Annotated in this window: 27 protein-coding genes and 5 tRNA genes; 8 read left to right on the top strand and 24 right to left on the bottom strand. The window is 45.3% G+C overall.

The genetic code is table 11. The annotated features are described in order from the left end of the window. A partial coding sequence (locus AC5162_RS02095) for an IS3 family transposase (RefSeq protein ID WP_496533602.1) occupies nucleotides 1–639 on the top strand: 639 nt, incomplete at its 5' end. A gap of 138 nt (nucleotides 640–777) precedes the next feature. On the opposite strand, the gene AC5162_RS02090 is transcribed toward AC5162_RS02095, so the two are convergent. Continuing rightward, nucleotides 778–1,755, bottom strand: coding sequence for a helix-turn-helix domain-containing protein (locus AC5162_RS02090; protein WP_496533601.1), 978 nt, complete (start codon nucleotides 1,753–1,755; stop codon nucleotides 778–780). Between the two features lie 9 nt (nucleotides 1,756–1,764). Further along, nucleotides 1,765–2,583, bottom strand: a complete 819-nt coding sequence (locus AC5162_RS02085) for an oxidoreductase (RefSeq protein ID WP_496533600.1) — start codon at nucleotides 2,581–2,583, stop codon at nucleotides 1,765–1,767. A gap of 498 nt (nucleotides 2,584–3,081) precedes the next feature. Between AC5162_RS02085 and AC5162_RS02080 the strand changes: the two genes are divergently transcribed. The 3 genes from AC5162_RS02080 to AC5162_RS02070 all read left to right on the top strand — a co-directional run bounded on the left by AC5162_RS02080 (nucleotide 3,082) and on the right by AC5162_RS02070 (nucleotide 5,674). Next, nucleotides 3,082–3,453 (top strand): DUF1694 domain-containing protein, encoded by a 372-nt coding sequence (locus tag AC5162_RS02080; protein ID WP_496533599.1) that lies wholly within the window; start codon nucleotides 3,082–3,084, stop codon nucleotides 3,451–3,453. A 31-nt stretch (nucleotides 3,454–3,484) separates the two neighbouring features. Further along, nucleotides 3,485–4,771, top strand: a complete 1,287-nt coding sequence (locus tag AC5162_RS02075) for a replication-associated recombination protein A (RefSeq protein ID WP_496533598.1) — start codon at nucleotides 3,485–3,487, stop codon at nucleotides 4,769–4,771. A gap of 462 nt (nucleotides 4,772–5,233) precedes the next feature. After that, the gene (locus tag AC5162_RS02070; protein ID WP_496533597.1) at nucleotides 5,234–5,674 is read left to right on the top strand and encodes a universal stress protein; all 441 of its coding nucleotides are present in this window, start codon (nucleotides 5,234–5,236) and stop codon (nucleotides 5,672–5,674) included. 68 nt (nucleotides 5,675–5,742) lie between these two features. Here AC5162_RS02070 and AC5162_RS02065 read toward each other — a convergent pair whose 3' ends face one another. The 8 genes from AC5162_RS02065 to AC5162_RS02030 form a co-directional block, all read right to left on the bottom strand. Beyond that, nucleotides 5,743–6,885 (bottom strand): D-alanine--D-alanine ligase family protein, encoded by a 1,143-nt coding sequence (locus tag AC5162_RS02065; protein WP_496533596.1) that lies wholly within the window; start codon nucleotides 6,883–6,885, stop codon nucleotides 5,743–5,745. Between the two features lie 68 nt (nucleotides 6,886–6,953). Then, nucleotides 6,954–7,943, bottom strand: a complete 990-nt coding sequence (locus AC5162_RS02060) for a DUF2785 domain-containing protein (protein WP_496533595.1) — start codon at nucleotides 7,941–7,943, stop codon at nucleotides 6,954–6,956. Nucleotides 7,944–7,951: 8 nt separating this feature from the next. Beyond that, on the bottom strand, nucleotides 7,952–9,163 hold the full coding sequence (locus AC5162_RS02055) for an FtsW/RodA/SpoVE family cell cycle protein (protein WP_496533594.1): 1,212 nt from the start codon (nucleotides 9,161–9,163) through the stop codon (nucleotides 7,952–7,954). A gap of 72 nt (nucleotides 9,164–9,235) precedes the next feature. Next, the gene (locus tag AC5162_RS02050) at nucleotides 9,236–9,445 is read right to left on the bottom strand and encodes a DUF2969 family protein (protein WP_496533593.1); all 210 of its coding nucleotides are present in this window, start codon (nucleotides 9,443–9,445) and stop codon (nucleotides 9,236–9,238) included. A 9-nt stretch (nucleotides 9,446–9,454) separates the two neighbouring features. Continuing rightward, nucleotides 9,455–10,438, bottom strand: coding sequence for a rod shape-determining protein (locus tag AC5162_RS02045; RefSeq protein ID WP_496533592.1), 984 nt, complete (start codon nucleotides 10,436–10,438; stop codon nucleotides 9,455–9,457). A 105-nt stretch (nucleotides 10,439–10,543) separates the two neighbouring features. Continuing rightward, nucleotides 10,544–10,768, bottom strand: a complete 225-nt coding sequence (locus tag AC5162_RS02040; protein ID WP_496533591.1) for a DUF1146 domain-containing protein — start codon at nucleotides 10,766–10,768, stop codon at nucleotides 10,544–10,546. A 63-nt stretch (nucleotides 10,769–10,831) separates the two neighbouring features. Beyond that, nucleotides 10,832–11,584 (bottom strand): ComF family protein, encoded by a 753-nt coding sequence (locus tag AC5162_RS02035; RefSeq protein ID WP_496533590.1) that lies wholly within the window; start codon nucleotides 11,582–11,584, stop codon nucleotides 10,832–10,834. Further along, complete coding sequence (locus AC5162_RS02030; RefSeq protein WP_496533589.1) at nucleotides 11,581–12,870, bottom strand: ATP-dependent helicase ComFA; 1,290 nt, start codon at nucleotides 12,868–12,870, stop codon at nucleotides 11,581–11,583. The genes AC5162_RS02035 and AC5162_RS02030 overlap by 4 nt, the downstream gene beginning before the upstream one ends. 38 nt (nucleotides 12,871–12,908) lie before the next feature. Here AC5162_RS02030 and AC5162_RS02025 point away from each other — a divergent pair, with 38 nt between their 5' ends. Continuing rightward, complete coding sequence (locus AC5162_RS02025) at nucleotides 12,909–13,544, top strand: YigZ family protein (protein ID WP_496533588.1); 636 nt, start codon at nucleotides 12,909–12,911, stop codon at nucleotides 13,542–13,544. Nucleotides 13,545–13,562: 18 nt separating this feature from the next. Then, nucleotides 13,563–13,634, top strand: a tRNA-Arg gene (locus tag AC5162_RS02020). Between the two features lie 112 nt (nucleotides 13,635–13,746). On the opposite strand, the gene AC5162_RS02015 is transcribed toward AC5162_RS02020, so the two are convergent. The 4 genes from AC5162_RS02015 to AC5162_RS02000 form a co-directional block, all read right to left on the bottom strand. Next, on the bottom strand, nucleotides 13,747–14,307 hold the full coding sequence (locus AC5162_RS02015) for a DNA-3-methyladenine glycosylase I (RefSeq protein WP_496533587.1): 561 nt from the start codon (nucleotides 14,305–14,307) through the stop codon (nucleotides 13,747–13,749). 93 nt (nucleotides 14,308–14,400) lie between these two features. Further along, a complete protein-coding gene (gene eno / locus AC5162_RS02010) occupies nucleotides 14,401–15,726 on the bottom strand; it encodes a phosphopyruvate hydratase (protein ID WP_496533586.1) in 1,326 nt (441 codons plus the stop codon). 142 nt (nucleotides 15,727–15,868) lie between these two features. Further along, nucleotides 15,869–16,639, bottom strand: coding sequence for a triose-phosphate isomerase (gene tpiA / locus AC5162_RS02005; protein WP_496533585.1), 771 nt, complete (start codon nucleotides 16,637–16,639; stop codon nucleotides 15,869–15,871). Beyond that, a complete protein-coding gene (locus AC5162_RS02000) occupies nucleotides 16,636–16,977 on the bottom strand; it encodes a hypothetical protein (RefSeq protein WP_496533584.1) in 342 nt (113 codons plus the stop codon). The genes tpiA and AC5162_RS02000 overlap by 4 nt, the downstream gene beginning before the upstream one ends. A 164-nt stretch (nucleotides 16,978–17,141) precedes the next feature. Between AC5162_RS02000 and AC5162_RS01995 the strand changes: the two genes are divergently transcribed. Continuing rightward, a tRNA-Leu gene (locus AC5162_RS01995) sits at nucleotides 17,142–17,227 on the top strand. Nucleotides 17,228–17,268: 41 nt separating this feature from the next. On the opposite strand, the gene AC5162_RS01990 is transcribed toward AC5162_RS01995, so the two are convergent. The 5 genes from AC5162_RS01990 to AC5162_RS01970 all read right to left on the bottom strand — a co-directional run bounded on the left by AC5162_RS01990 (nucleotide 17,269) and on the right by AC5162_RS01970 (nucleotide 19,678). Then, the gene (locus tag AC5162_RS01990) at nucleotides 17,269–17,706 is read right to left on the bottom strand and encodes a GNAT family N-acetyltransferase (RefSeq protein ID WP_496533583.1); all 438 of its coding nucleotides are present in this window, start codon (nucleotides 17,704–17,706) and stop codon (nucleotides 17,269–17,271) included. 91 nt (nucleotides 17,707–17,797) lie between these two features. After that, nucleotides 17,798–18,595, bottom strand: a complete 798-nt coding sequence (locus AC5162_RS01985; protein WP_496533582.1) for a hypothetical protein — start codon at nucleotides 18,593–18,595, stop codon at nucleotides 17,798–17,800. A 24-nt stretch (nucleotides 18,596–18,619) separates the two neighbouring features. Continuing rightward, nucleotides 18,620–19,435 (bottom strand): hypothetical protein, encoded by an 816-nt coding sequence (locus tag AC5162_RS01980; protein ID WP_496533581.1) that lies wholly within the window; start codon nucleotides 19,433–19,435, stop codon nucleotides 18,620–18,622. Between the two features lie 89 nt (nucleotides 19,436–19,524). After that, nucleotides 19,525–19,597 (bottom strand) — tRNA-Thr (locus tag AC5162_RS01975). Nucleotides 19,598–19,605: 8 nt separating this feature from the next. After that, nucleotides 19,606–19,678 (bottom strand) — tRNA-Asn (locus AC5162_RS01970). 176 nt (nucleotides 19,679–19,854) lie between these two features. On the opposite strand from AC5162_RS01970, the gene AC5162_RS01965 reads away from it, so the two are divergent. Then, on the top strand, nucleotides 19,855–20,424 hold the full coding sequence (locus AC5162_RS01965) for an NADPH-dependent F420 reductase (RefSeq protein ID WP_496533580.1): 570 nt from the start codon (nucleotides 19,855–19,857) through the stop codon (nucleotides 20,422–20,424). 67 nt (nucleotides 20,425–20,491) lie between these two features. Here the strand turns inward: AC5162_RS01965 and AC5162_RS01960 are convergent, their stop codons facing one another. The 5 genes from AC5162_RS01960 to ftsH form a co-directional block, all read right to left on the bottom strand. Next, nucleotides 20,492–21,757 (bottom strand): MFS transporter, encoded by a 1,266-nt coding sequence (locus AC5162_RS01960; protein ID WP_496533579.1) that lies wholly within the window; start codon nucleotides 21,755–21,757, stop codon nucleotides 20,492–20,494. Nucleotides 21,758–21,959: 202 nt separating this feature from the next. After that, a tRNA-Asn gene (locus tag AC5162_RS01955) sits at nucleotides 21,960–22,032 on the bottom strand. An 89-nt stretch (nucleotides 22,033–22,121) separates the two neighbouring features. Beyond that, entirely contained in the window at nucleotides 22,122–23,609 is a 1,488-nt protein-coding gene (gene lysS, locus AC5162_RS01950; protein WP_496533578.1) for a lysine--tRNA ligase, read from the bottom strand. Nucleotides 23,610–23,716: 107 nt separating this feature from the next. Next, nucleotides 23,717–24,649: an Hsp33 family molecular chaperone HslO gene (hslO, locus tag AC5162_RS01945; protein ID WP_496533577.1), complete on the bottom strand. Its 933-nt coding sequence runs from the start codon at nucleotides 24,647–24,649 to the stop codon at nucleotides 23,717–23,719. Nucleotides 24,650–24,709: 60 nt separating this feature from the next. After that, on the bottom strand, nucleotides 24,710–26,800 hold the full coding sequence (gene ftsH, locus AC5162_RS01940) for an ATP-dependent zinc metalloprotease FtsH (RefSeq protein WP_496533576.1): 2,091 nt from the start codon (nucleotides 26,798–26,800) through the stop codon (nucleotides 24,710–24,712). Nucleotides 26,801–26,823 lie beyond the last annotated feature (23 nt).

The raw sequence follows: 26,823 nt of genomic DNA, 5'->3' as shown, positions 1-26,823 counted from the left end.
CATAAGAAGGTCAAACGCTTAATGACCATCATGGGCTTAGTGGCACTGCATAACCGTAAGAAAGCGAAGTACAGCAGCTACCAAGGCACCATTGGAGTCATTAAGGAAAACCAAATTAAACAAGCTTTTCATGCTAAACAACCCGATCAGAAGTGGTATGCCGATATCACCGAATTTAAACTGAAAGATCAAAAGACCTACCTATCTGCTTTAATAGATGGCTGTACCCAAGAGGTTGTGTCATATGAAGTTTCACGTCATCCAAACTTGGCACAAACCGTGCAGATGATGGAAAAGGCGGTAAAACGATATCCAAACACTACCGAGTTAACCTTCCATACGGACCAAGGTTGGCAGTATCAAAACCGCTACTTTCAACACTGGCTCTCCGACCACGGCATGAATCAATCCATGTCACGAAAAGGAAAGTCAACGGATAATGGCTTGATTGAGAGCTTCTTTGGCACCTTAAAACGTGAAATGTTCTTTGGCTTTCAACAGAACTTTCATTCAATTTCAGAACTCAATCAAGCCATCAAAGAATATATTCACTATTACAATACAAAACGAATTAAGAGCAAATTAAAAGGACTGACACCGATTGAATATCGGGTGTCAGTCCTCAAGGCCGCTCAATGACATGTCCTAATTTTGGGGTTCATATCACCAATTGATGACTTCCTGTCTTTTTTATATAGATAATTACCCAAACAGAGAGATTTTGTTCTTCATTTCAAACCGATTATAATAATTTTTATCATTTTATTACGAGCCACATTAACCCTTCTGTTGTTCTTTTTTATATTTAACAAAAGAAGTCCCAGTCCACTTTTTAAAACTTCGATAAAAAGACGGAAGGTCTTGGTATCCAACTAAGTTAGCAGTTTCAATTGCCGTCAATTCAGAATTCAGAGCTAACTCCAAAGCTAGTTGCTGCTTTACTTTGTTAACTTGTAAGTTGAAAGTAGTATTTTCTTCTTTTAAGCGACGCTGAATTGTTCGACTGCTAATTCCTAGTTGTTTATTAATATCCGCCAATGAAAAGGTTCCGGCAGGAATAGCACTTATAAGTGTTTCGGAAATAACGGTTGAAAAAATTTTGTCTTTTTTCCGTTCGTTTAACCGTTGGCGTAGTCCAGGCTCCAAAAAATCTAACATACTATTATTTTCTGTCTGAAAGCTTTTTTCAAGGTCGGCTTTTTGAAAAACAATCAAATTCTCTTTGGAAAAATTTGGTTGAATGCCAATTTGTCTCTTTAAGTCTTCCCCGTAAGAATACCGACTTTGAATTTCAACCGGTAAAATTTTTCGCCCAGAACCAGTACGAATCAAACTAAGAATCATCATTTGCTCATTTAAAATAGCAAAACGGGGCAGCTTTTGTTCTGGTTGTGGGTATGCCAAATGAATTTTAATCAGTTGGCTCTCCTCTTTAATTTCCGGTATAACTGGGCCTATTAATTTTTTAAAAGTAGCCAAACGCTTTATAGCAGCAAGACCGCTTGCTGATGAAAGAGCTGCGAAAATCGGTGGTATAAAACTACTAATATTTTCAATGTCACTCAACTGAAGAAGTTGCCTGTCAGTAATTTTACTGTCAAAGGCACTTAACAATTCAAAGTATTCCGTGTCATCAACCAAAAGCTGCTCTTTCCAAAGAAGATTAGGAATATTAGCTTCTTTCAAAATAGATGACAGTGATAAACCAATTGCACTAATAAAATTTTGAAATTGTTTCGTGATGATTATTTTCAAAATAAATTCCTAACTAGCGTGCTGCATTATGAAGTCAAACCATTTAGTGGGTAAAAGCATATGCGCTAACACAAGCGGCTTAGCTGCAAAACCAATTAAATACCGAGCGCGAGGTTTTTTAGCAACAATAGCACGGTTAATAGCTTTTGCGATGATAATTGGGTTTGATAACATTTTACCACTATACTGCTTTTCCATTCCGCTTGCGACTTTTTCAGCCGATCGAGCGTAAACACCGTCTTTACTAGCTTCGACTAAGTGATGAGCCGCTAAAATCCCCCAATCCGTCTTGATGCCACCAGGTTCGACTAAAATGACATCTATTCCAAATTCTTTTACTTCCATTCGTAATGAGTCGCTAAAGCCTTCTAAAGCATACTTACTTGCATGGTACCAAGCCCCAAAGTAAGTTGCTAACCGTCCTCCCATTGATGAAATATTGATAATTTTCCCCTTGCGTTGTGACCGCATCGTGGGAAGAACAAGTTGCGTTAGCCGAGCTAATCCGAATAAGTTAACTTCCAGTTGCCGTTTTGCTTCTTCAATGGCAACATCTTCAACTGCACCATAAGAACCGTAACCAGCATTATTTACCAAAACATCTATTTTTCCTTCGCGATTGATAATTGTTTGAATCGCTTCTTCCATTGAATTATCGTTTGTTAAATCCAGTTTCAGAGGGATGATTCCGTCAATTTTTAATTCTGTTAATTTATCAATATTGCGACCAGCAGCATAAACACTGTAACCTTGGTTAGCTAAAAATTTGGCCGATTGAAATCCGATTCCTTTTGTGCCACCTGTAATTAATACGACTTTTTTATTCATTTTCTTTTCTCCATTTGTATTATTTACCAATAGAATAACAAGAAAATTAAAAGATAAAATGTTCAAAGACGACATTAATATGTTTTATCATGCCAATAAATTTCACTTAATAAACAAACTTAATTTCGTCATCAAAAAAATACTGTAACTTTTACAACATCATTATTAAAGAACAAAATAAAAGGAGACTGTGTTTGTCTCCTCATAAGTGTGTAAAGAACTATATTATCTAATCTTTCAGTTGCAGTTGCAAAACTGGTTGCAAATTATTCAAAGTTCAACGAAACGTCTATTATCGTCAGATACCAAAACATTGTTAAAACAGTATCTGAACCTCTTTTGAGATTCTTGAAAATAGAATTTCAAGTCCCGTCTTGGTTAATTCTCTGATCTTTCGTTTCAAATTAAAGCTACCGTTACAAACGGTAGCTTTTTTTGTGTCCAAAGACTTTTTCTCGTATAATTTAAAGTAAGAATTTATTTATTGGAGGAATGACCATGGATGTTAACGAACGTTTGCAACAAGACCAAAACTCAAGTTCTGGTCCTAAACTAAACCCAGACGAACAACGCCTTTATTTAGGAACGTTTCGCGAGCGAGTGGTGGCCGCTGTGAAGGCTTCCCACTTGGAAAACACCCAAGCCAAAGACCAGCTTAAGCAAAAGATGCAATCTTTTCCTGACACAACCTTACTAATCGACCAAGACTTAGCCGGTGATGACTATACCGATTATTTGATGATGGCCGTTAGCACGGGACATGCTTACACTTTGTTATCAAACAACGAAGTCTCAAAGCAAACCACTGACCCTTACGCGATTGTCTTAGCGGCCAAAACCGCTGTTAACCAGGACGATATCGACCTGTAATTTGCCAAAACTCTGAACTTTAAGGAAGCTTATGCCCGGACAAAAACCGCTGGCCTACCGGATGCGGCCGAAAAAAATTGAAGAAATTGTTGGCCAAAAGCACCTGGTCGGGCCAAATAAAATCGTCTGGCGGATGGTCGAAGCAAAACGGTTATCGTCTATGATTTTATACGGACCACCTGGAACTGGTAAGACTTCGATTGCCTCAGCGATTGCTGGCTCTTCCAACTTTGCCTTTCGAATGCTAAACGCCGCAACAGACTCCCAAAAGGACCTGCAGGCCGTTGCTGAAGAGGCCAAGATGTCTGGAACCGTTGTCTTACTCTTAGATGAAATCCATCGGCTAAACAAGGTTAAACAGGACTTCTTGCTTCCCCACCTTGAATCCGGTGCCATCATCTTGATTGGGGCAACAACCGAGAACCCCTATTTGAACGTCACCCCGGCCATCCGGTCTCGAACTCAAATCTTCCAGGTCGAACCACTTGACCAAGATGACTTGAAGGAGGCGATTAACCGGGCTTTGACCGATAAGGAAAACGGCCTGGGCGAATACCAGGTAAACTTGGCAGACGATGCTTTGGAACACTTGAGCACGGCCACCAATGGCGACCTTCGGTCAGCCTTGAATTCGCTTGAATTAGCGGTCTTATCAACTAAGGCTGATGAGGACGGTGTCGTTCAGATTACTCTCTCGGTCGTGGAAGAAACCACCCAAAAGCAGGCATTGGTGGCCGATAAAGATGGCGATGCCCACTACGACATCATTTCCGCTTTGCAAAAATCAATCCGCGGTTCTGATGTTGATGCCGCCTTACACTATGCCGCCCGCTTAGTCAGTGCTGGCGACTTGCAAATCCTTGTCCGCCGGCTCTTAGTGATTGCCTATGAAGACATTGGCTTAGCTAATCCGAGTGGTGCCCAGCAGGCTGTTACTGCCATTCAAGCATCTGAGCAACTTGGTTTTCCAGAAGCTCGGATTCCTTTAGCAAATGCAATCATTCAATTGGCCCTGTCACCCAAGTCCAACTCAGCTTATACAGCGATGGATGCGGCCATTGTTCAGGCTAACCGCGCCAAGGCTCAAACCATTCCGGCTCATTTGAAAGACAGCCATTACAAAGGGGCTGAGAAGCTTGGTCATGGTAACGATTACATCTACCCCCACGACTATCCTAATGACTGGGTTGCCCAGCAGTACCTGCCGGATGCCATTAAAACTGACACTTACTTCCAACCTAAGGGTAATTCCACCTTTGAAAAGCAATTAAAGGATGTGAACCAAGGGTTGAAAGACCGGCAAAAGCGCGGTTTATAATTCTTTTGAAAATTCTGAATTAATCTAATTAATTCTAAACAAAATGACCTGGTTTTATTTGTAAAACCTGGGTATTTTACTCAGGAATTAGTCAATGTCAAGACTACTATTTTTCAGTCAAACACGTTACACTATTCGTAGTTACTCTGGTATACGCATTGCTGCATTAACAGCTTTTTCCTTACAACCAACTATTCTGGACAGGAATCCTACTGGTAATGGCACGCCCTTTCGTTTGGTAGCCAAATCCACTGGTGCAATGCCCACCTCGAATAACCTCGAGGAAATCTGAGCAGCGGTTAACGGTGCCAATAGAGTATCGTGGGCATGACCCACGGCCCGCTTTAGGCGGGCTTTTTTATTTGCGCTGAAATCTAAAAGTCAGTCGTTGATAAGTCCTCAATTTTTCGGTGGTTTACCCCGGAAAAAAGAACTATAATAAAGAAAAGAGAGGATTTCACCATGACCAAGACTTACCAAAGCATTTTAGTACCAGTTGACGGTTCTAAAGAATCCGAAGCCGCATTGAACCGGGCTATCCAGCTCGGTCAAGAAGATTCAAAAACCAAAATCACGATTGTCAACGTGATTGATACCCGGGCGATTCAAAACATCACTTCTTTCGATAATTCAATGGTCGACACAGTCAGCGAAGACGCTCGTAAGACCTTGGAAGCCTATAAGGACCGAGCTAGCCAAGCCGGTGTCAAGGACGTTTCTTACCGGATCGACTATGGGTCACCGAAAACTTTAATTGCCAACCAGCTGCCAACAGAAACGGCGGCGGACCTGATTGTAATTGGAGCGACCGGGCTAAATACCATGGAACAAATCTTGGTTGGTTCGGTTACCTCATACGTTACTCGAGCAGCTAAGACGGATGTCTTGGTGGTCCGCGACTAACTTACTTACCAATATTTCAAACAATAAAAGCGAAGGACGACTGTCCTTCGCTTTTATTTGTTAATTGCTTACTGACCGTTAAAGGTCCCAACCTTTTCTTCGCCAAGCGATTCAAAGGAGTAAGAGATTTCTTGTTGCTTCTGGTAGGATTCAAAACCATACTGGACCATCATGTCAGCCAACTTGGCGTTATCGATGTCCGAATAGTCCCACAGACGCTTGAAAAGCGACATGTTGGTAAAGCCTGGCAAGGTGTTTGGTTCACCCAAGTAAGGAACGTTTTCCTTGTCAATCAAGAAGTCCATCCGGGCCTCCCCTGCCAAATTCAAAACTTGGTAAGCCTTCTTAGCCATTGCCTTAATTTCAGCAGTGACATCCGCTGGTAAATTAGCGGGAATTTCAAAGGAAACGGCCGAGTTATCAACGAACTTCGACTGGTAGTCGTACCAGCCCTTCCCGTCACCGCCCTGGTCAGGAACCTGGTGGGCCCCAATTTCAGAAACGAGGATGTCATCGTTACCAATTACCCCAACTTCTAGTTCACGGGGGCCATCAACGGCTGCTTCAACCAAGACCTTGCGGTCGTATTGGAAAGAATCCTTCAAGGCCGCTTCATACTCTGCCTCGTTTTCAGCCCGAGAAATCCCAACGGAAGACCCTTGGTTGGCAGCCTTCACGAAGACCGGAGTGCCAAGTTCTTTTTCAACTTGAGACCAAGCCAATGGTTGGTCATCATTTTGGTAGGTAACCAAATACTTAGTATTACGGATACCGTTAGCCGTCAAGATTTCCTTGGTAATCACCTTATCAAAGGAAATCGCGTGGCCACGCAAAGCCGCACCAACATAGGGCTTATTCAACAAACGGAACAACCCTTGCAACGTCCCATCTTCACCCAAGTTTCCATGGACAACTGGGAAAAAAATATCAATTGGAGCCAACTTTTCAAGAGCAGCAATTGGTGACAAGACCCCATTTTCATCAATTTCTTGCATGTAAGCATCGACTAAGGGTTGTTCGTCTTCTTGGTTCATGATCTTTAATGACCGGTCAGCATCCAAGAAATAACCGTTTTGGGCAATGGCAACGACCGAAAGGTCGTATTTGCCAGTTTGCTTCAAAGCCTGGTAGTAATTGTAAGCGGACCGCTTCGAAACATCGTGTTCGGAAGAGTTTCCACCAAATAATAAGACGACATGTTTTTTGCTCATAACGATTTCCTTTTCAATTAAGCGACTAATGTCATGGGTAAAACAACTGGCAAATTTTAATTCAGCCGTTAGGATAAGAAATTTTTAGTAGTTTGGGCGTAATTCCAGATTTTTTCTGGCACCCGGTCCTGGCCTAAGGCCAGGATTTGCTGGAAGAAGTCAACACGATTGTACAGCTTTTGCCAGCGTGACCGAGTCTGAGCGAAGGGCTCGTTGACTAGGTCTTGCCGCCATAATTTCAATGACAGCAATAAATAATCCGCATATAAATTATGCTTGCGGGTTAAAGCGATGATTACCGTCACAAGCCGGTTGGTCTCCCCCATCGTCAGTGGTGTATTCAACTGACGTAAGTTGGTTAACGTGGTTGCTAGTAAGTAGAGCTTATCGGCGCGACGGACGTCGGCACGATCAAACAAAGCCGACAAGACATTGGCCAAGTGAGTATAAGCATGGACCCAACCATGGCCGGGGACAAAGCCACGGCTATCACGTTCCAACAGTGCAAACAATGCAACCTGGTCGACAATGGCATCAAGCAAAGGCTTTGAAATAAAGGGGGTTGCTGATTGCTGGTCGGCCATTAAAAGAATTGACAACACTGCCAAAGCAAAAGACCGGCCATAAGCCCCATCATTTTCTTCTTCCAAAATTTGAGTTAATAGCGTTCCATCTTGGACCATCTCAGCCGTCAACCAGTCGAGCTGGTCGGCGGTCAAATGGCCATTTTGAATCGCATTACCCAAGAAAAAGAAAGCGCCGTTATCACGAATCTTAGCACTCGGTGACGTTAGCTGACTAACAAAGAGACGCAAGTCTGTATCAGAGACGTACTGAAGGTGGTCGGTATCACCACCAGACCAGTGGTCTTGGTACAAAGTCATTTGTTCGATGGCTTCCATCGAGTCATCAGGACGAGGCGTACTATTAGCAGGGTCTAAGTCAACGTTTTCCCGAATCAAGCCTAATAATTCTGGCAGAGACTCATAAACCTCGCCAGCCCGCAGTTGGGCTAACAAGACTGCACTTTTTTCATGAATTGTCGCAAGTTCGTCCATAGTGTCCTTTACAAGTTAAATTCATTGGAGTCGTTAAAGACTCGGCTCTTTTGCTGGTATGACATCGACATAATCAGGCCAACCCCAATCATATTTGACACCAGCGATGATCCCCCTTGAGAGATGAATGGCAAAGGAATTCCGGTCAAAGGCAAGAGGCCAATGTTCATTCCAATGTTTTCAAAGACGTGGAACAAGACCATCATGATCACGCCGGTAGCGATATAAGCGTAAAAGGCATCCTTAGCCTTAAAGGTCGCCTTAATCATCCGGTAAATCAAAAAGAAGTACAGGGCAATCAAGAAGGCCCCGCCGATAAATCCAAAGGACTCACCCATCACGGAGAAAATCATATCGGATTCACGAACCGGCACAAAGACCGTCATCTTTCCAAAACCAGACCCAAAGAGTTGACCTGAACCAATCGCCTTTAGGTTTTGGTAAGTCTGGTAACCGGTACTAGAAGTATCCGTTCCAGGGTGAAGCCAGGCATCAATTCGGGCAAACTGGTAGGCTTGGAAACCAAAGGCACCCAAGATGTTCCGACCAACTGTCGAAGCCACCAAGAAGATTAAGGTTGCCCCAAAGGCCCCGGCCGCCCCTAGGATTGGTCCCAAAATCCGCCAGGTAATTCCAGACACAACCACCATTCCAGCAGTAATCGCCAAGAACACCAGCAAGGTTCCCAAATCGTTTTGTAAAGCGATTAAGAAGGCGATTGGTAAGAAAACGCCAGCAATCTTCCCCAACAAAAGCCAGTCAGTATCAGGGTTGTGGGTCGGATTATAGCGGTTATGATTAGTAATAACCTTGGCCACCATCAAGATATAGGCCGGTTTGACAAATTCTGCGGGCTGCAGGGAGATTGGTCCGATCACAATCCATGACTTGGCCCCAGCATTGGCATACAAGGCCCGGTTATAAAAGATTAAGACCCCAATCAATAAGACAAAGGAGAAGGCATAAGCCACCGGTGCCAACCGCCATAGCTGGAAGGAATCAAAGCGCATGATAAAGGCAATCATCACCGCCCCAGCAATCCAGTAAACAACCTGCATAATCACAGCCTTCACTGGTGAAGCTCCCTTTCCACCGTTTAAGATGGCAAAGTACAAGGAGTAAAGGCCGATCACCATCAGCAAAATTAAGATTAAGATGATTCCCCAATCAAGCTCTGAAGCAGAGGGACGGGAACTACGGTGGACTGCACTGCGTTGCATAAGAAACTTCCTCTTAGTAAAAATTTAGTATTATGTACAAAAACCCTCTGCCGAAGCAAAGGATTTTTTTCTTTAATGGTAAAGGTTGTATGAGGCAAGAATTGCCTGCAAAGCTTCATCAGTCGATTGCGCAGAAGAAATCACAACCTGCTTACCGAGGGTACCAGAAAATACGCCCTGGTCTTCTTTGATTTGACCGATTAACTGGTCATCAACTAAGACTTCGACCTGGTCCTTCTTGGTTACTAAAGAAACGGCAAAACTTTGATTTTTCTTGCTCATGACTGCTCCTTATTTCTTCGCCATCATGTGTTCAAGTAAAGCACCAGTTCCCTTGGCAACGTTGTCAAGCGGAGAATCTGCTACGAAGACTGGGACACCCAAACGGTCGGCCATGAACTTGTCCATGCCTTCCAAGAGGGCCCCACCACCGGTCAACATCACACCACGGTCGATGATGTCAGCGGCCAATTCTGGTGGCAACTTTGACAATGCCAAGTGGGCAGCGTCAGCGATTTGTCCCAAGGTTTCGTGCAAAGCTTGTTCGATTTCGTTTGAGTTAACCGTGATGGTTTGAGGCATTCCTTCAAAGCTATCACGGCCACGAACAGTCATTGTCTTTGGTTCGTCAGATTGCAAGGCTGAACCAATTTCGATCTTAATTGTTTCAGCTGACCGTTCCCCAACAACCAAGTTGTGTTCACGCTTCATGTGGTTGACGATGTCAACGTTCATCCGGTCACCAGCGACACGGATTGATTCGGCAACCACGATGTCACCAAGTGACAAGATGGCGATATCAGAAGTTCCACCACCCATGTCAATTACCATTGAGCCAACTGGCTTGAAGATATCAAGTCCGGCACCAATAGCTGCGACCTTTGGTTCGTAATCCAAGTATACCTTGGCACCACCAGCCTTTTCAGCGGCCTGAATAATGGCCTTACGTTCAATTTCACTAATGTTTGTCGGAGCACAAATCATGATATTTGGTTTCGACATGAAGCCCTTAACGTTCAACTTGTTAACAAAGTAAGTCAACATTGCTTCAGTAATATCAAAGTCAGAAATGACCCCATCCTTCAAGGGACGAACGGCCCGGATATTTCCGGGAGTTCGACCAACCATCCGGTAAGCTTCAGCACCAACGGCCAAAACTCGGTCAGTTTTATCGTCAACGGCGACAACGGAAGGTTCATTAAGGACAACACCTTCGCCTTCAACATAAATCAAAACGTTGGCAGTTCCTAAATCAATTCCAATATCTCTTGCCATGGTTATTTTTCTCCAAAAATTCTAGTTCGGTAGGGGCTAAAATGCACTTGCGCCTCTACAATCCTTTAAATTATACCATACTTGCCCTGATAAGGCCGCCATCCTTTAGAAATCTTTAAGGATCGAGCGCGGCAGCTCGATTGAGGCTGAAATCAAAGAGGCTAGCGCCGTTGCCAGCAAAAAGCCTAAGGCAGTTGCCACAATAACTTTCAGCCAAGCCGCTTGGACCGGATTTTCTGGCATCAACCTGGTAAAGTCAATCGGCCGAATCAAATAAAAGACAAAGTAAATTGCCGTCACAGTCGTGACGATTGTTAACATCGGGGACATGCTTTTCTCCTTTTGTATCCCCTATTATACCGTTTTGCCCGGTAAAGAACTAGGGCTACCGGCTTAGCGTGCTAACGAAACTGATTGGACATTGGCAGCCCCTCCTTGCTTAACCAGGTCGGCCGCGTGGTAAAGAGTCCGCCCGGTTGTGTAAACGTCGTCAACTAGCAAGACCCGCTTGTCTTTTAGTCGCCCCTTTCCTTCCTCTGACAAATAAAAAGGCTGAGGACTTTCCATCCTGCCCCTTCGATCTAGACTGGATTGGTCAACCTTATTTTCCTTTACCCGTAAGACATCCAAAACCTGACCGGCCAGCCACGGCTGGACCTGGTTAAACCCTCGTTGGACATAGCGGTGAGTTGAAACTGGGATTGGCACCACAATGTCGATTTTTTCTCGTTTGATTTTCTGGTCGATAAAGCCTTGCATCACCGGTTGGAAAACCAACCTGAGCCGGTAGTCGCCAATAAATTTATACTTCGCCATGTAAGTTTTTAGGGACTGGTTATAGTGGTAAAGGGCTTGGTGGTTTAAAAGCTGGGAACCCATCTTCTGCCAGCGAAGACAGTCGGGGCAGTGACCGGTTTCATCGAAGACTAACTTTGATTCTTCACTGACCCAAGCGACTTCTTCACCGTTTTCGTCTTCACCTTCACTTTCTTTTCGGCCACAGCCCAAACAAACCGGTCCTTGAATTAAAGAAAATCCTTGCCAACAAAGCTGGCAAAGCAGGTCAGTCCCCGTCACCTTGCCGGTCAACAAATTTGCCAAACTTTCTTTTTGTTCCAATTCTTCTTGGCATAATAGGCACTTCATTTGCCCTCCTTGACCAAACCAAGTTGGTCAGCTTTTTCATTCAGAGCGTCAATCTGCTTTTTGGCCTGGCGTAAGGACCAGGTCGGTTCTTGTACCAGGGCCAAAACCAATCCGGTTGGCTGGTCTTTTGACCGCCCCACTCGCCCGGCAATTTGCACCAGGGCTGCCGTAGTAAAGACCCGGTCATCAGCGCCCATCACCACCACTTCCAGTCCCGGTAAGGTCACTCCTCTTTCAAGGATGGTCGTCGTTACCAAATATTGGTAAGTTCCATCCCGCAAACTTTGCACCTTTTCCTTCCGGTTGGGGTCACCAGCGTGGACTGTTTGTCCCGAAGTTTTCGTGACCGCCTTTAGGTACTGGAAAACCCGGTCTAAGTCTTTGACATTTGGTACAAAGACTAAAAAGGGTGTACCAGCCAGCTCAAAGTTGTAAACCACCATTTTAAAAATCGTCGGGCAGTACTTCCGCCAGTTACCAACCTTGCGAACTTGAATTTGCGGGAGACGCCCGCGGTGAAACCGACCCGGCAAATAAGACTGGCCTAGCTCACCTCGGTCTACTTTTGCTAGCAAATCTTTTGGCGGCGTTGCCGTTAAATAAACCACCGTACTTTCTTCCTTGCGAGCCTGGCCTAATGCATAATTCAAAGCCGGGTCGCCGCGAAATGGAAAAGCATCAACCTCATCAACAACCACCAAGTCAAAGGCCCGGTAAAAACGGAGGGCTTGGTGAGTGGTCGCTAAAACCAATTGGCAATACTGGTAAGGTTCTTGGCTTTGTCCGTGTAAAACTTGAATTGGCAAGTCAAAGGCCTGCTTTAACCGTGGGGCCAATTCCAGAACCACATCAATTCGCGGCGTTAAAACCGCCACCCGACCACCAGTCCTTAGGGCCTCATTAATCAAAGGGAAGAGCATCTCTGTCTTCCCGGCCCCAGTCACCGCCCAGACCAATTGGTCCGTTTTGGCATAGTAGGCAGCAATTAAATCCTGGCTCACTTTTTCCTGCTGGTTCGTTAATTGTCCCTGCCAGCGAAAACCGGTAAACGGCTCAAAGGCATTTAGCTCTGGTAAGGTCAACAAACAATCACGTGAGGATACCCGTCCTAAGTTCAGGCAGGCCAAACAGTAGTAGTGACCGTTTGGCAGTGGTGCCGGGTCTTTTTGCCCGCAGCGGGTGCACCGGCCGTCTTGAAAGGCCGGGATTTGCCAGCAGTCGGAAACAGGTAAGTCCCACTTGCTCGGCCAGGTGACTAGCCGCCCGTATAATAATGATTTTTTCATGGCATTCTCCTTTCATCTGCCATGGTATAATACGGATTATGGAGCAAATTTTTTTACTAAAAAACGAATCGGCCAAGTGGGAACAGACGATTAAAAAATCGGACTTCATCGTTTCCTTTTTCCGGGTGGCAAATGAAGACCAGGCCAAGACCTATATCGACCAGGTTTCAAAAGAGCACCGCAAAGCCAACCACAACGTTTTCGCCTACGTGATTGGCGATAACGACGAAATCAAACGCTATTCCGATAACGGTGAGCCCTCTGGAACAGCTGGGGTGCCAATGCTAGAAGTTTTACAAAAGCGTCAGGTCCACAATGTTCTCGCGATTGTGACCCGGTACTTTGGTGGCATCAAGCTGGGAGCAGGCGGTTTGATTCGAGCCTATGCCGGCACTGTTGCCGGAGGACTCGATGCCGTTGGCTTAGTGGAACGGCTCTGGCGGCAAAAGATTGAAATCAACATCGATTATCAAAATAACGACCAATTAACCTACTGGTTGGGCCAAGAAAACTACCAGATTTTTGAAACAAATTTTGATACCGTCGTCCATCACCAGGTTGCCGTTGCCCCCGAAAACGTCAAGGCTTTCGAGGCCGACTTAACCAACCGTTTTTCCGGCCAGGTAACTTTTAAAATAATTGGCGAAACCTACTTGGAAATTCCGGCAAATTAGGTTATAATTATCTAGTTCGCGCGGTTGGTGTAATGGATAGCACTCAAGATTCCGGTTCTTGCAATCCGGGTTCGACTCCCGGATCGCGCATAAGCAACGTTGGTATACCAGCGTTTTGAACGCTTTCTGACTTACATGTAAGTAATTCAGAGCAAAAAAAGCAGCAGTACTTTCAATTTAGAAAGTACTGCTGCTTTTCTTTTTAACGAAAATCACAGTCCAAGTCGTGGGCATTCAAAACGCCGACCGCCTCTAAAAAGGACTCCATCGTCACTGGGCCAACAAAGTTGAAGCCTAGCTTTTTCAGGTCTTTGCTAAAGCCCTTTGAACGGTCTGTCCGGGGCTGCAAGGGTTGGTCCTTTGCTACCCCAATATCAAGGACTTGGCCGTCTGTAACAGACCAGACTAAGTCGTCAAAGAACCGTCCCTGGCTGTGCAAAGAAGCAATCTGCTTCGCATTGTTAATCGTGGCATCAATTTTCATCTTATTACGGATAATGCCAGCATCGTTTAACAGCCGGTCGACATCTTGGCCCGTAAAGGCCGCAACCTTTTCAACCTCAAAGTTAGCAAAGGCTGCTTTGAAGGCCTCGCGTTTATTTAAGACCGTCTGCCAAGATAGGCCAGATTGAAAGAGTTCCAGTGTCAAGAGCTCAAAAAGCTTTTGGTCGTCATGGACAGGCTTACCAAACTCTTGGTCATGGTAGGCCGTCATTAGGGGACTTTTGTCTGGGTCTAATACCCAGCGACAACGTTGTGCCATTGTTCTTTCCTCCTAGTAATTCATTTACCTACTCTAATACTACGTAAAAGAGCACAAAAAAACACCCGAAGTGGGTGTTTTTCTTTGAAAAAATTACTTAGCTTGAATAGCAGCACGTGCGTCAGCTGACAAGTTGTAGAATGATTGAACACCCTTGTACTTAGCAGTTTCAGCAAGCAATTCTTCGATACGGATCAATTGGTTGTACTTAGCGATACGGTCAGTACGTGACATTGAACCAGTCTTGATTTGGCCGGCGTTAGTAGCAACAACCAAGTCAGAGATAGTAGTGTCTTCAGTTTCACCTGAACGGTGTGAAACAATGGCAGTGTAGCCAGCTTCCTTAGCCATTTCGATGGCATCCATCGTTTCTGACAAAGTACCGATTTGGTTAACCTTGATCAAGATTGAGTTGGCTGCACCCATGCGGATACCCTTAGCCAAGTAATCAGTGTTAGTAACGAAGAAGTCATCACCAACCAATTGAACCTTCTTACCAAGTTCCTTAGTAATTTCAGCCCAGTCGTCCCAGTTGTTTTCATCGATAGGATCTTCGATTGAAATGATTGGGTAACGGTCTGCCAAGTCTTCCAAGTACTTGATGAAGTCAGGAGTTGAAAATTCTTCCTTCGTTGACCAACGCAAAACATACTTTGACTTGTCAGCATCCCACAATTCAGATGAAGCAACATCGACAGCAATGGCGATGTCCTTACCTGGCTTGTAACCAGCTGATTCGATAGCCTTCAACAAGTATTGCAAAGGTTCTTCGTTGTTAGCAAAGTCAGGAGCAAATCCACCTTCGTCACCAACTGAAGTAGCCTTGCCATCAGCGGCCAACAACTTCTTCAATTCGTGGAAAGTTTCTGAACCGTAACGGATGGCTTCCTTGATTGAAGGAGCACCAACAGGCATGATCATGAATTCTTGGAAATCAACCTTGTTATCTGAGTGAGCACCACCGTTGATAACGTTCATCATTGGCGTTGGCAAAACGTAAGAGTTCATACCGCCGATGTATGAGAACAAAGGCATACCCAATTCATCAGCAGCTGCACGGGCAGCGGCAATTGAAACGGCCAAAATAGCGTTGGCACCCAACTTACCCTTGTTAGGCGTACCATCCAAGTCGATCATGGCTTGGTCAATGGCACGTTGGTCAGTTACATCGAACTTACCGACCAAAGCCTTAGCAATAGCACCGTTGATGTTGGCAACGGCCTTAGTAGTACCCTTACCACCGAAACGGTTCTTGTCGCCATCACGCAATTCAACGGCTTCGTGTTCACCAGTTGAGGCACCTGAAGGAACGATACCACGTCCAAAACCACCGACTTCGGTGATAACTTCGGCTTCAACCGTAGGGTTTCCACGTGAATCAAGGACTTCGCGTGCAACAATATCTGAAATCAAAGACATATTTTTATGCTCTCCTTTTGTTGTTGGTTAATATTTGTAAAACCAAGTAAATTATAACACCCTTATGAAGGAAATTGAACATGAATCTAAGCTAGTTGCCAAGATATGACGGTCAATTTTAGTCCTTTGTTGGATAAGTCTATTAAACCCGAGCTTCTTTAACTAGAGTTAAAAACTTTTTGGGGTCTAACGAAGCTTTTCCAACCAGGATCCCATCAATGTCGACCTGCTTTAAGAAGTCTTGGCCGTTTTCTGGCGTGACTGACCCACCATACAAAATCCGGATTCGATCAGCAATCGTCTTACCATACAAATTCACTAAGCTCTGGCGGATTAACGAAGCGGCTTCCTGGGCTTCTGCGGCCGAGGCCGCTTCGCCTGACCCGATTGCCCAGGTTGGTTCATAGGCCACCGTCACCTGTTTAAGTTCTGAAACCGAAACCCCGTTCAAGGCGGCCTGTAACTGCTTCAGCATGACCTTTTCTTTGGCCAGGTGGTTGTAAGTAGAAAGGTCCTCATCCAAATCAATAATTGGCTTCAACCCGTTTCGTAAGGCGGCCAGGGTCTTCAAATTGACCGTTTGGTCAGTTTCGTTAAAGAACTTCCGCCGTTCAAAGTGGCCAATCAAGACGTATTCAACACCCATTTGGGCCAAGGCCCTTGGTGACGTTTCCCCGGTAAAGGCCCCATCATCTTCCCAATGGGCATTTTCACCAACCACTGTTAACGGATTGTTTTTAGCCTCATGGAGCATTTGGGCCAAATACAAGTCTTGGGCGGCAATTCCAACTTCAACCTGGTCTTCATCCGCCAAGGCTGGCAGAACCTGGTCTAAGTATGGTTTCACCTCAGTTGGTGCCATATTAATCTTCCAATTAGCTAGGACAAATGGTCGGCGTTTTTTCTCGGTCATTTGTCCGCCCCCCGGTTGAGCATCGCAAAGATAAAGGCTGCTTCAATCAGTAAAATCCATGGCAAGTTGGTATTGCGTTCTCCAACCAAGATCAATAAGGCGTATGACACCACTAAAATTGCCAAGCCAATACTGGTTTTGACAATGCCGCGGTGGATTTGTGACCGGTTCAAGGCTTCTTTTAGCCGTTCTTCTTCGGCTTGACTCTCTGACAAATCAAGCTTTAAGGACTCGATTTGGTCAAGCAACCGGTCATTTTCAGACTGCAAGAAATCCATTTGACTCTGGAACTCTTTGTCTGGTTGGTCATTTTTCTTGGACCAGTTAAATAGCTTCATAAATAATCTCCAATCTCCTAATATTTTATCACAAATATTTTGCATGGTTGTGAGCATGACCGGTTCGAAATTGTGCAAAATTTTCAAAAAACCAATTCCGGCTTTTTTGCCCTTGATTCTTGACAAAAAAGTCAATTCCCGGTAGAATTTGATAGTTATCAAATGCGGCCGTGGCGGAATTGGCAGACGCGCAGGATTAAGGATCCTGTGTCCGCTTTAGGACGTGCGGGTTCGACTCCCGCCGGCCGCACTAAGACGAAAAAGCAGCTAACTTCAACGGTTAGCTGCTTTTTATTTGCCTGACAAGACCATTTTAATGTGGGAAGACCCAGCATGGTCGTATGGCTGTCCAACGGTTTTAAAGCCAAACTTTTCATACAACCCTGCCACTTGTTGCTGAGCCTCGATTTCGGTCGTTTTTTGACTAAAGTTCTGGTCAATGGCCGTCAGCAACTCTGCCACTAAGCCTTTACCAAGCCCCCGGCCCCTAGCGCTTTCCACCGTTAACACCCGGCCAAAGGAAGTCTGCTGGTCGTCCAAGGCAAAGGCCCGACCATAGGCTAGAATCTGACCATTCTCTTCATAAAAAACATGAATTGCCTGTTCATCAACTTGGTCTGGGTCGATATAATTGCGCCCTTGTTCCACGATAAAGACTTCCGACCGGGCCTGGTAAATCTGCCGTAATTGCTTTAATGTTAATTCCTCAAATTTTAAGTGTCGCCACATCAGCCATCCCCGCTTTCGTCAATTAATTAAAAACCATTCTACCAGAGTTCCATAAAAAAAGTTGGAACAAATGTTCCAACTGATTAATAAATTAATTTTTCATACTCTTCTTGCCCTCTGTTTCAGCAATGTAATTTTGGGCCTTCTGGCTATCATAGTTCAGCTGGTTTTCATTGACCGCCACCGTTAGCTTCTTTAGATTGTTAGTGGCATTGCTGAAATAGGCATCCCCGCTAACCGTTGTACCCGGGTTTAAGACCCAGTAAATGGCATAGGGATAGCTGATGTCCGTCGTGTTTTCAAAGAGGGTCATCCCTTTCGTAAACTGTGATGACAGCATTTGGCTATCGGCCACCAATTTACCGGTATCAGCGCCAGCCAGTAGTTGGGCATCATCAGCCGTTACCTTACCGGTGCTTAACTTACTTGATCCTTTTTTTGGCATTGATGAAAAGAGGTCATCATCGTGGTTGGTTGAGGTCACTGCGGAGGCGTAAATATAAATCGGCTGATTCGTCGAATTGGTCAAGGTGACTTTAGCAACGTCGACTTCGTTATTATCAACGTCTTTTAACCCACTATCTTGGACCTGGCTCAGCAAAACTTTGACATTGCCGACTTGGACGTTCTTGTCAATTGGCAAATAAAGGTGCTTAGCACCTTCACTATCTTGGTAGTAAGCCGCTGTTGACTTCGCCTTTGTCGCTATTGTTTGACGGTTGAACACGGTCCTTGGTTGGGCCTGACTACCGTGGCGGTTTGAGCCCGACTGCATCAAAGCATAAACCAAAGAAACCACCATTACGATAATAACCACCGTCCACACCAGGTAGACCACCCACCGTTTTTCCTCGGCTTCTTTTCGCCGCTTTACTGAACGCTTTTGCATTTGAAGACTTCTTTCAAATCAAACCTATTGGTCGATGCCAACATCAGAGATAAATTGCTTGGCTGCTTTAGCAGAATAGTTCAAGTTATTATAAGAAACTGCTAAATGAGCCGTATTCGGGTTACCAGAATCATTAGCAGCATAAACGTTCCCAGTTACTGAACTATGGGCTTTAATAATCCAAAAAATCTTATAGGGGGCGTTCTTATTACTAAAGTTCGAAAACTTTGTCTGGCCTTCCACAAACTGAGCGGATAGTAACTGACTATCAGCACTAATTTTATTAGCTAAGTTTGTTTGATAAAGTGGCGCATCATAGGTATCAATTGTACCTTCGAAGTAATCGCCCTCAGACTTTGGTGTCACAAACAACTCATTTGATGGCGTATACAAGTCGGTCGCATCCTCGGCAAAGATATAACGGTCGTGGTCAGTCGTATTGGTGAGTGTCACCGAAGCCACATCGGTCTCGTTTTGTTCCAGGTCCTTGCCACCAGCATCCGCGATACTATTTAAACGGGCACTAATCTTACCAACTGGAATCGTTTTCCCTACCCCAAGGTAGTAATGCTTATCGTCGCCATTATCTTGAAAATAGCTATACTTGACTTGGTGGAAACCAGCCTTTTTATAGTAACTAGCATCGGCAGCAGAACTGCTAGAACTTAGAGCAGAAGACAAGTTTCCCTTCCCGCTCTTCTTTTCGTTTTGATGACTTTGTAATGCTGCCCAAACCGCTAGCAAAACCAAGGCCACACAAGCGGCCGTTACTAAGATAACGGCCCGTGTATGCCGGTTCTCTGCTGCTTTTTTTCGACGGTTAACCGAACGTTTTTGCACTTTCCTCACTTCTCTCTATTGCTTTTTTATTTCAGCCCATTCTCCAAATAAAAAAGCACCTCTTAAAGAGATGCTTCAGTTGAAATATATGCCGACGAAAGGATTCGAACCTTCGACCCCAGGTTTACGATACCCGTGCTCTACCAACTGAGCTACGTCGGCAATACCAACTCCGACTGCCGGGCTCGAACCGGCGACAACCTGATTAACAGTCAGGTGCTCTACCAACTGAGCTAAGTCGGAATGATTTTTATTGTTTAAAACAACTATTACATTATGCCATGGCAGACCAGGCCTGTCAATCATTTTCGCCGGTCTTTCTTAGAAATTTTATCCAACAGAATGTCTAAACCAGCCTTTATTTTTATAGAACTTAGATTTATAGTAATCACCAGAACGAACAGAAAGGAAGTTGTGAAATGGAAGTTACAGTTTTTGGTAAGGGAAACATGGGTTCAGCTATTGGCAGTCAGTTTGAAAAAGCTGGTAACCAGGTCAATTACGTCACTAGCGGACAAAAGGCTGACAAGCTTGGTGACTTGGTCATCTTAGCCGTACCATTTATGGCACTGGCCAAGATTTCAACCGAATACAAAAATGCCTTGGTCGGTAAAGTCGTTGTCGAAACCACTAACCCGGTCAACTTTAAAACCTTCGACGGTTTGGACGTGCCAGCAGATACTTCGGCTACTGCTCAATTGCAAGCAGACCTGCCTGATAGCAAGGTACTGAAAGGCTTTAACACCACCTTTGCAGCAACCTTAGCCAGTGGTAAAGTCGGTGGTCAACAAACAACTGTCTTAGTTGCTGGTGATGACCAGGATGCCAAGAAAACTTTGCAAGAAGCCTTAAGCGGTTCTGACCTAGCCGTCTTGGATGCCGGATCCGTAAAGCGTGCTCGTGAACTCGAAGCAACTGGGTTCTTGCAGATGGGACTAGCAGTCAGTGAACAAGTTGGTTGGACTGGCGGCTTTGCTATCGTCAAATAAAAAATTGAACTAAAAAAGGAGTTAGGCAATTTGTCCAACTCCTTTTTAATTTGCTTAAAATTTTATTTTAGTTAAATTTCCCCTGCTTCTTACCCAATGCCGGAATCAAAAGCATGACGATAAAGGAGAAGACGTAAATAGCTGAGAAGAACATCATCACGACTGATAGTGATGTCTTATCCATCATCAGACCAATCAAGGCTGGGAAGAACCCACCAAGGAGCTTTCCAAAGCCAGAGATAACGGAGTTAGCCGTCACACGGATGTCAACACCATACAGGCGGGAAACAACCACCCCATAGCCACCATACATTCCGTTTGAGAAGAACCCAACCATCATCATGATTAAGAGCAACGACGCAGCATTCTTGGCCATCAACAAGGTATAAACCGAAGCGGCGGCAATTAACAAGAATGTTCCAAAGGCCATCCGGGGACCATAGTTATCAATAATCCAACCAAAGGCGTACATTCCAAGTGACATACCAACAATCGTTGCAATCATCCACAGCGATGATGAAGAAACTGACAAGCCTAATTGCTTTTGCATAATCTTAGGTAACCAGTTCATCAAGCCATAGTAACCACCCGTTTGGACCATCATCATTAAGATCAGACCAAATGTTTGAGCGGCCATTGCCGGCGTCTTGAAGACGGCTAAGACTGGCACCTTTTGACTAGTCTTCTCAGCTTCTTTTACCCGACTCTCCTTCGCCTGTTCAAATTCATCAGAGTCCTTCAAGTGAATCCGGATGATAAAGGCAAAGAGAACTGGGACCAAACCGAGTAGGAACAAGGCATTCCAGCCAAAGGCTGGAATAATGGCGGCAGCTGCTAAAGCAGCGACAATCGAGCCGGCTTGACCACCGATTTGAGCAATGGACATCAACTTACCAATCTTCTTACCGGCAAAAGCTTCAGCCACCATTGTGACCCCAGCGCCATATTCGGCACCAGTGCCGGCCCCAACAATAAAGCGCAAGGCGTACAAGACCCAAATGTTGTGGGCAAAGTACATCGCTGCCGTTCCAAAGGCGACAATACTCAAAGTAGCCGTAAAGACCCTGGCCCGGCCAAAACGGTCAGCCAGCATTCCAAAGGAAAGACCACCGAGCAAGGTTCCCAGTGAAAAAACAGTAGCAATCAGCCCACCCATGAAGTTCGAAATATGGAGGGAGGCGATGATTGATGAAAGGGCAAAAGAAATGAACATCACGTCCATGTTCTCGAGGCCAAAACCAGCGGTCGTTGACCATAAAGTAAGTTTCTGGTTCTTGGTAAAGTGCTTGTGGCGCAAAACAGTCGTTGTTTGCGCAATAGTATTATCTGCCATGCTAAAAAACATCCTTTCAAAATTGACGCTCACGGTCGCCAGTTATTTCTCCAGTGTCGCCAAGGTGGCAAAACACTATTTATTAATATAGTCTTCCTTTTTTGAAAAGGCAAGTACTTTATAAAAAGCGTTTCTGACTTAGAACGCTAGCCAAAATCAACACACAAAAAAGGTCCAAGACCTAAGTCTTGGGCCTTCAATACTCCGACTGCCGGGCTCGAACCGGCGACAACCTGATTAACAGTCAGGTGCTCTACCAACTGAGCTAAGTCGGAATAATGCGTTTTGCTCAACTCAATAATTATACAAGAAAAGGCAAAACGCGTCAATTACTTTATTTGAATTTGACCCGAAAATAATCGAATTATTCTGGACGCATGGTTGGGAAGAGGACTACGTCACGGATGGTAGCTGCATCCGTCAAAAGCATCATCAACCGATCAATTCCAATTCCAAGACCACCGGTAGGTGGCATCCCATATTCCAAGGCCTCCAAGAAGTCTTCGTCGATACCTTCGGCTTCATCGTTTCCGTTATCACGTTCTGCAGCCTGGGCTTCGAACCGGGCCCGTTGATCGATTGGGTCGTTTAATTCGGTAAAGGCGTTCGCGTATTCTGAACCCATGATAAAGAGTTCGAACCGGTCAGTAAAGCGTGGGTCATCGGCGTTCTTCTTGGCCAATGGTGATACTTCAACTGGGTGACCATAAACAAAGGTTGGTTGGGTCAAAGTATCTTCAACGAATTCTTCAAAGAAAGCGTTGATAATGTGGCCAACCGTCCAGTACTTTTCGTACTTAACGTGCTTATCATCAGCCAACTTTTGAGCTTCTTCAACCGTCATTTCTTGCCAGAAATCCACACCAGTCCGGTCTTTGATCAAGTCAACCATGTGCTTGCGGTCAAAGTCCTTGTTCAAGTCGATACCAGTACCCTGGTATTCAAACTGCAAAGTTGGGTGAACTGCCCGAGCAGCGGCACGGAAGATCCCTTCCGTTTCATCCATCACATCGTTAAAGTCCCAGTAAGCAGCATATGATTCCAACGAAGTGAATTCAGGATTGTGCTTAGGGTCCATTCCTTCGTTTCGGAAAATGCGACCAATTTCAAAGACCCGTTCCATGCCACCGACAATCAGGCGCTTCAAGTACAATTCAGTTGCAATCCGCATGTACATGTCGATGTTCAAAGCGTTGTGGTGGGTAACAAATGGCTTAGCCGCTGCCCCACCCGCTTGGGTCTGCAAGATTGGCGTTTCAACTTCTAAGAAGTCTTGGCCTTCCATGTAAGCCCTTATGGCTGACATAATCTTTGACCGTTGTTGGAAGCGAACCAATGAATCGTTGTTGGCAATCAAGTCCAAGTAGCGCTTGCGGTACCGAGTTTCCACATCAGAAATTCCGTGGAACTTATCTGGCATTGGCCGCAAGGCCTTTGACAAATGGGTCAAATGTGAAACCAAAACAGTCAATTCGCCCGCTTCAGTCTTCATCATCGTTCCCTTGATTCCCAAGAAGTCACCAAGGTCAGCCCGCTTGATTAGTGGGTAGTTATCACCCAAGTCATCACGGCGGGCGTAAATTTGAATTTGCCCAGAACGGTCACGGAAGTCGGCAAAGATTACCTTACCAGCACCACGCTTAGCAACCATCCGGCCAGCAATAATTACTTCAACCGGGTTTTCTTCTAGTTCCTCTTGAGTCTTGCCATCGTATTTTGCATGCAAGTCTTCTGCCAAGGCATCGCGGTCAAAGCGGTGTCCAAATGGGTCAACGCCCAAATCAGTGGTCAAGGCCTTCATCTTTTGGCGACGAGCGACCATTTGATCATTTAAGGCTTTTTCTTCAGCCATGTATTGTACCTTCCTGTCGGCGAAATATCGCGAAATTATCTCTTTTAAGTATACCAAATGCAACCGCATGACAAAAGGGCGAACTGCCTAGTCCGCCCTTTTTATCGTTATTTTTCTTCAGAATTGTCAGAATTGGTTTCTTCTGATTCTGCTTCACGCTTCAAAATTTCATCCAAAATTTTGTTTAATTCACCTGCTTCAAAGTAATGCTTCTTACCAGAGAACCGACCAACCACTTCAGCTCCACCGTCTTCATCAATCATCGCTTGGACTTCATGGGATGGCAAGGTTGCCAACATTTTAGCATAAGCTTCCTTTGGCGGTTCAGCGGCCAAACCAACTGAAACTGAGTCCAGAGAAGTGAAGTTACCAGCACCAAGTAAGTCTTCCAAGATCGCCAGTGGGCCCTTCTTTTCAGCCAAGAGCTTTGCCAAAGGCGTCATCTGCTTTAATTTGGCATCCAAGTCATCTAGCTGTTGGTCGGTGGCCCCAGGCAAGGCCTGGACTAAGAACCCACCGGCAGATTGAACCGTGTCATCTGGATTCATTGTGACACCAACGCCAATTACGGATGGAATCTGTTCTGACTGGGTCAAATAGTAGGTAAAGTCATCGCCAATTTCGCCAGAAACAATAATGGATTGGCCAACGTACGGCTTAGAATAAGGGGCTACCTTGGTTACTTGGAAAGACCCATTATTGCCAACCGCACCGGCAATGTTCAATTGGTCATCATCGTTGACGATTGGGGCTAATTGGGGGTTGGTGACATAGCCACGGACAGCACCGTTGGCGTCTGCTTCCGTCACAACGTTGCCGATTGGTCCACGGCCGGCCATCTTAACGCCCAGCCTCTCTTCACCCTTTAAGGTTGCTTGGGCCAAAATTTCAGTGGCCAACAAAGCCCGGCCCAACACAACCGAGGCAATCCGGGAAGCACCGTGTGCCTCGGCTGCCTGCTTAACAAGGTTGGTTCCATCAATAGCAAAGGCCCGGAAAGCCTCGTCTTTTGTAATTACTTTAATCAGTTGGTCTGACATAAGTACTCCTCTATCTCTTTGCAAAGAAAAAGTCGGCCTGAGCCGACTTTCAATCAAAACTTAATCTTTTGAGTCATTTTCCTGACTGTCGTCGGTTGATTCAGCTTCTTCGTCATCATCGTCCAAAGCTTCAGTTGGGTTATCTTCGCCCTTTTCTTCGGCTTCTTCCACTTCGTCTTCCTTGGCATCCAAGGCTTCCTTAGTTTCATCAAATGACTTGGCATCATCACCGTCTTCTTCACCCTTACGAGTAAAGTCGCCAGTTTCGTAAATGTCTTTAATTTGTTGTTCATCCAATGATTCGACTTCAAGCAAGGCGTTAGCAATTTCAGCCAACTTTTCCTTGTTTTCAGTCAAAATCTTGGTTGCTTCTTCGAAGGCTTCCGTCGTAAAGCGGCGCACTTCTTCGTCAATCAAAGCAGCCGTTTCTTCTGAATAAGACTTGTTACCAGCTTGTTCAGCATAGGAAACAGAGGCATTTCCTTCCAGCTGGACCATGCCCAACTTATCAGACATCCCGTAGGCCGTCACCATTTGACGGGCCAAGTTGGTTGCCTGCTGGAAATCGTTCGCAGCTCCTGATGAAGCTTCGTTAAAGGTTGCTAATTCGGCAGCCCGACCACCCATCAAACCGGCCAATTGTTCTAAGGCTTCTGAATAACGGATGTTATAGCGGTCTGTCTTTGGTGTCATCAAGGCATAACCACCGATGCGACCACGAGGTACAATCGTAACCTTACGGACCACAGAGGCGTTTGACTTAACCAAACCAACCAAGGCATGACCAGCTTCGTGGAAGGCAGTTGTCTTCCGTTCGATTTCTGACATGGCCTTATTTGCCTTAGCTGGTCCTTGGAAGATCCGGTCTTCGGCTTCATCCAAGTCAGCGGAATCAACCTGCTTCTTACCACGACGGGCAGCCAACAAGGCGGCTTCGTTTAGCAAGTTTTCCAAATCAGCCCCGACGTAGCCAGGCGTTTGGTGAGCAATTGCCTTCAAGTCAACAGATGGTGCCAAAGGCTTGTTCTTAGCGTGAACCTTCAAGATAGCTTCACGGCCATTGACATCAGGGGCACCAACCATGATCTTTCGGTCAAAACGACCAGAACGGAGCAAAGCAGGGTCCAAGACATCAGAACGGTTGGTTGAGGCCAACACGATAACACCTTCAGAGTTATCGAACCCATCCATTTCAATCAGGATTTGGTTCAATGTCTGTTCACGTTCGTCGTTTCCACCACCAACACCAGAACCACGACGGCGACCAACGGCATCGATTTCATCAACGAAGATAATTGATGGCGCTGACTTCTTAGCTTGTTCGAAGAGGTCCCGGACACGAGATGCCCCAACCCCGACAAACATTTCAACGAAGTCTGAACCAGAAATCGAGAAGAATGGGACAGAGGCTTCACCAGCAACGGCTTTGGCAAGCATTGTCTTACCAGTTCCCGGAGGTCCCTCTAACAAGACACCCTTTGGAATCCGGGCACCCATGTCAACAAACTTCTTTGGCGACTTCAAGAATTCAACAACTTCGACCAGTTCTTCCTTTTCTTCATCAGAACCAGCAACGTCCTTAAAGCGGATCTTGTTATCCTTTGGATCAGATGGCTTAGCCTTGGACTTACCAAAGGCACCCATCATACCGCCTTGGCCACCCTTACCGCTTGACTGTGACATCATCAAGTAGAAGACACCCACAATCAAGATGATTGGCAAGACTGACAACAAAAGGTTCAACCAAAAGCCAGATGAAGCGGCCGGTTTCGTGGTCATATCGGTATTGGTCTTCTTCGCAGCATCGGTAATCTGCTTCAAAGAAGAATCATTTTCCAAAACAGAAGTAGTAAACTTCGTTGTTTCAGACTGACTAGCAATCAATGAGTTCAAGCCCTTGTTCTTTGAACTTGAAGATGATTTTTGACTAGTCTTATAAGTTCCAGTAACCGTGTAAACATCATTACCCGGCTGGATTGTAAACGACTCAATCTTCTTATCAGACAATTGCTGAACAAAATCAGAAGAAGAAACCGACTTAGTCGTACTTCCCTGACCACCCATGAAGGAATAAATCCCTGCAATCACTGCTAAGAAAAGAAGGACGTATAAGAAGGAGCTTCTAAAAAAGCCACCATTATTTTTTTTCATCGGGAACCCTCAATCCTCATAAA

This window comes from Fructobacillus sp. ChS1-6f1-1-27 (assembly GCF_059579415.1).
Note: the sequence above shows the minus strand (reverse complement) of the source record. Positions and strands in the feature narration are given on the sequence as shown.

Bases quoted from the DNA above. Each gene is read 5' to 3' on its own strand.
- AC5162_RS02030 (WP_496533589.1), bottom strand. From the start codon at position 12,870: ATGAAAAAATCATTATTATACGGGCGGCTAGTCACCTGGCCGAGCAAG.
- AC5162_RS02065 (WP_496533596.1), bottom strand. From the start codon at position 6,885: ATGAGCAAAAAACATGTCGTCTTATTATTTGGTGGAAACTCTTCCGAA.
- hslO (WP_496533577.1), bottom strand. From the start codon at position 24,649: ATGTCAGACCAACTGATTAAAGTAATTACAAAAGACGAGGCTTTCCGG.
- lysS (WP_496533578.1), bottom strand. From the start codon at position 23,609: ATGGCTGAAGAAAAAGCCTTAAATGATCAAATGGTCGCTCGTCGCCAA.
- AC5162_RS02060 (WP_496533595.1), bottom strand. From the start codon at position 7,943: ATGGACGAACTTGCGACAATTCATGAAAAAAGTGCAGTCTTGTTAGCC.
- AC5162_RS02070 (WP_496533597.1), top strand. From the start codon at position 5,234: ATGACCAAGACTTACCAAAGCATTTTAGTACCAGTTGACGGTTCTAAA.
- AC5162_RS01960 (WP_496533579.1), bottom strand. From the start codon at position 21,757: ATGGCAGATAATACTATTGCGCAAACAACGACTGTTTTGCGCCACAAG.
- tpiA (WP_496533585.1), bottom strand. From the start codon at position 16,639: ATGACCGAGAAAAAACGCCGACCATTTGTCCTAGCTAATTGGAAGATT.
- AC5162_RS01965 (WP_496533580.1), top strand. From the start codon at position 19,855: ATGGAAGTTACAGTTTTTGGTAAGGGAAACATGGGTTCAGCTATTGGC.
- AC5162_RS01985 (WP_496533582.1), bottom strand. From the start codon at position 18,595: ATGCAAAAGCGTTCAGTAAAGCGGCGAAAAGAAGCCGAGGAAAAACGG.
- AC5162_RS01990 (WP_496533583.1), bottom strand. From the start codon at position 17,706: ATGTGGCGACACTTAAAATTTGAGGAATTAACATTAAAGCAATTACGG.
- AC5162_RS02035 (WP_496533590.1), bottom strand. From the start codon at position 11,584: ATGAAGTGCCTATTATGCCAAGAAGAATTGGAACAAAAAGAAAGTTTG.
- AC5162_RS02080 (WP_496533599.1), top strand. From the start codon at position 3,082: ATGGATGTTAACGAACGTTTGCAACAAGACCAAAACTCAAGTTCTGGT.
- AC5162_RS02050 (WP_496533593.1), bottom strand. From the start codon at position 9,445: ATGAGCAAGAAAAATCAAAGTTTTGCCGTTTCTTTAGTAACCAAGAAG.
- eno (WP_496533586.1), bottom strand. From the start codon at position 15,726: ATGTCTTTGATTTCAGATATTGTTGCACGCGAAGTCCTTGATTCACGT.
- AC5162_RS02045 (WP_496533592.1), bottom strand. From the start codon at position 10,438: ATGGCAAGAGATATTGGAATTGATTTAGGAACTGCCAACGTTTTGATT.
- AC5162_RS02075 (WP_496533598.1), top strand. From the start codon at position 3,485: ATGCCCGGACAAAAACCGCTGGCCTACCGGATGCGGCCGAAAAAAATT.
- AC5162_RS02055 (WP_496533594.1), bottom strand. From the start codon at position 9,163: ATGCAACGCAGTGCAGTCCACCGTAGTTCCCGTCCCTCTGCTTCAGAG.
- AC5162_RS02015 (WP_496533587.1), bottom strand. From the start codon at position 14,307: ATGGCACAACGTTGTCGCTGGGTATTAGACCCAGACAAAAGTCCCCTA.
- AC5162_RS02000 (WP_496533584.1), bottom strand. From the start codon at position 16,977: ATGAAGCTATTTAACTGGTCCAAGAAAAATGACCAACCAGACAAAGAG.
- AC5162_RS02025 (WP_496533588.1), top strand. From the start codon at position 12,909: ATGGAGCAAATTTTTTTACTAAAAAACGAATCGGCCAAGTGGGAACAG.
- AC5162_RS02085 (WP_496533600.1), bottom strand. From the start codon at position 2,583: ATGAATAAAAAAGTCGTATTAATTACAGGTGGCACAAAAGGAATCGGA.
- AC5162_RS02040 (WP_496533591.1), bottom strand. From the start codon at position 10,768: ATGTCCCCGATGTTAACAATCGTCACGACTGTGACGGCAATTTACTTT.
- ftsH (WP_496533576.1), bottom strand. From the start codon at position 26,800: ATGAAAAAAAATAATGGTGGCTTTTTTAGAAGCTCCTTCTTATACGTC.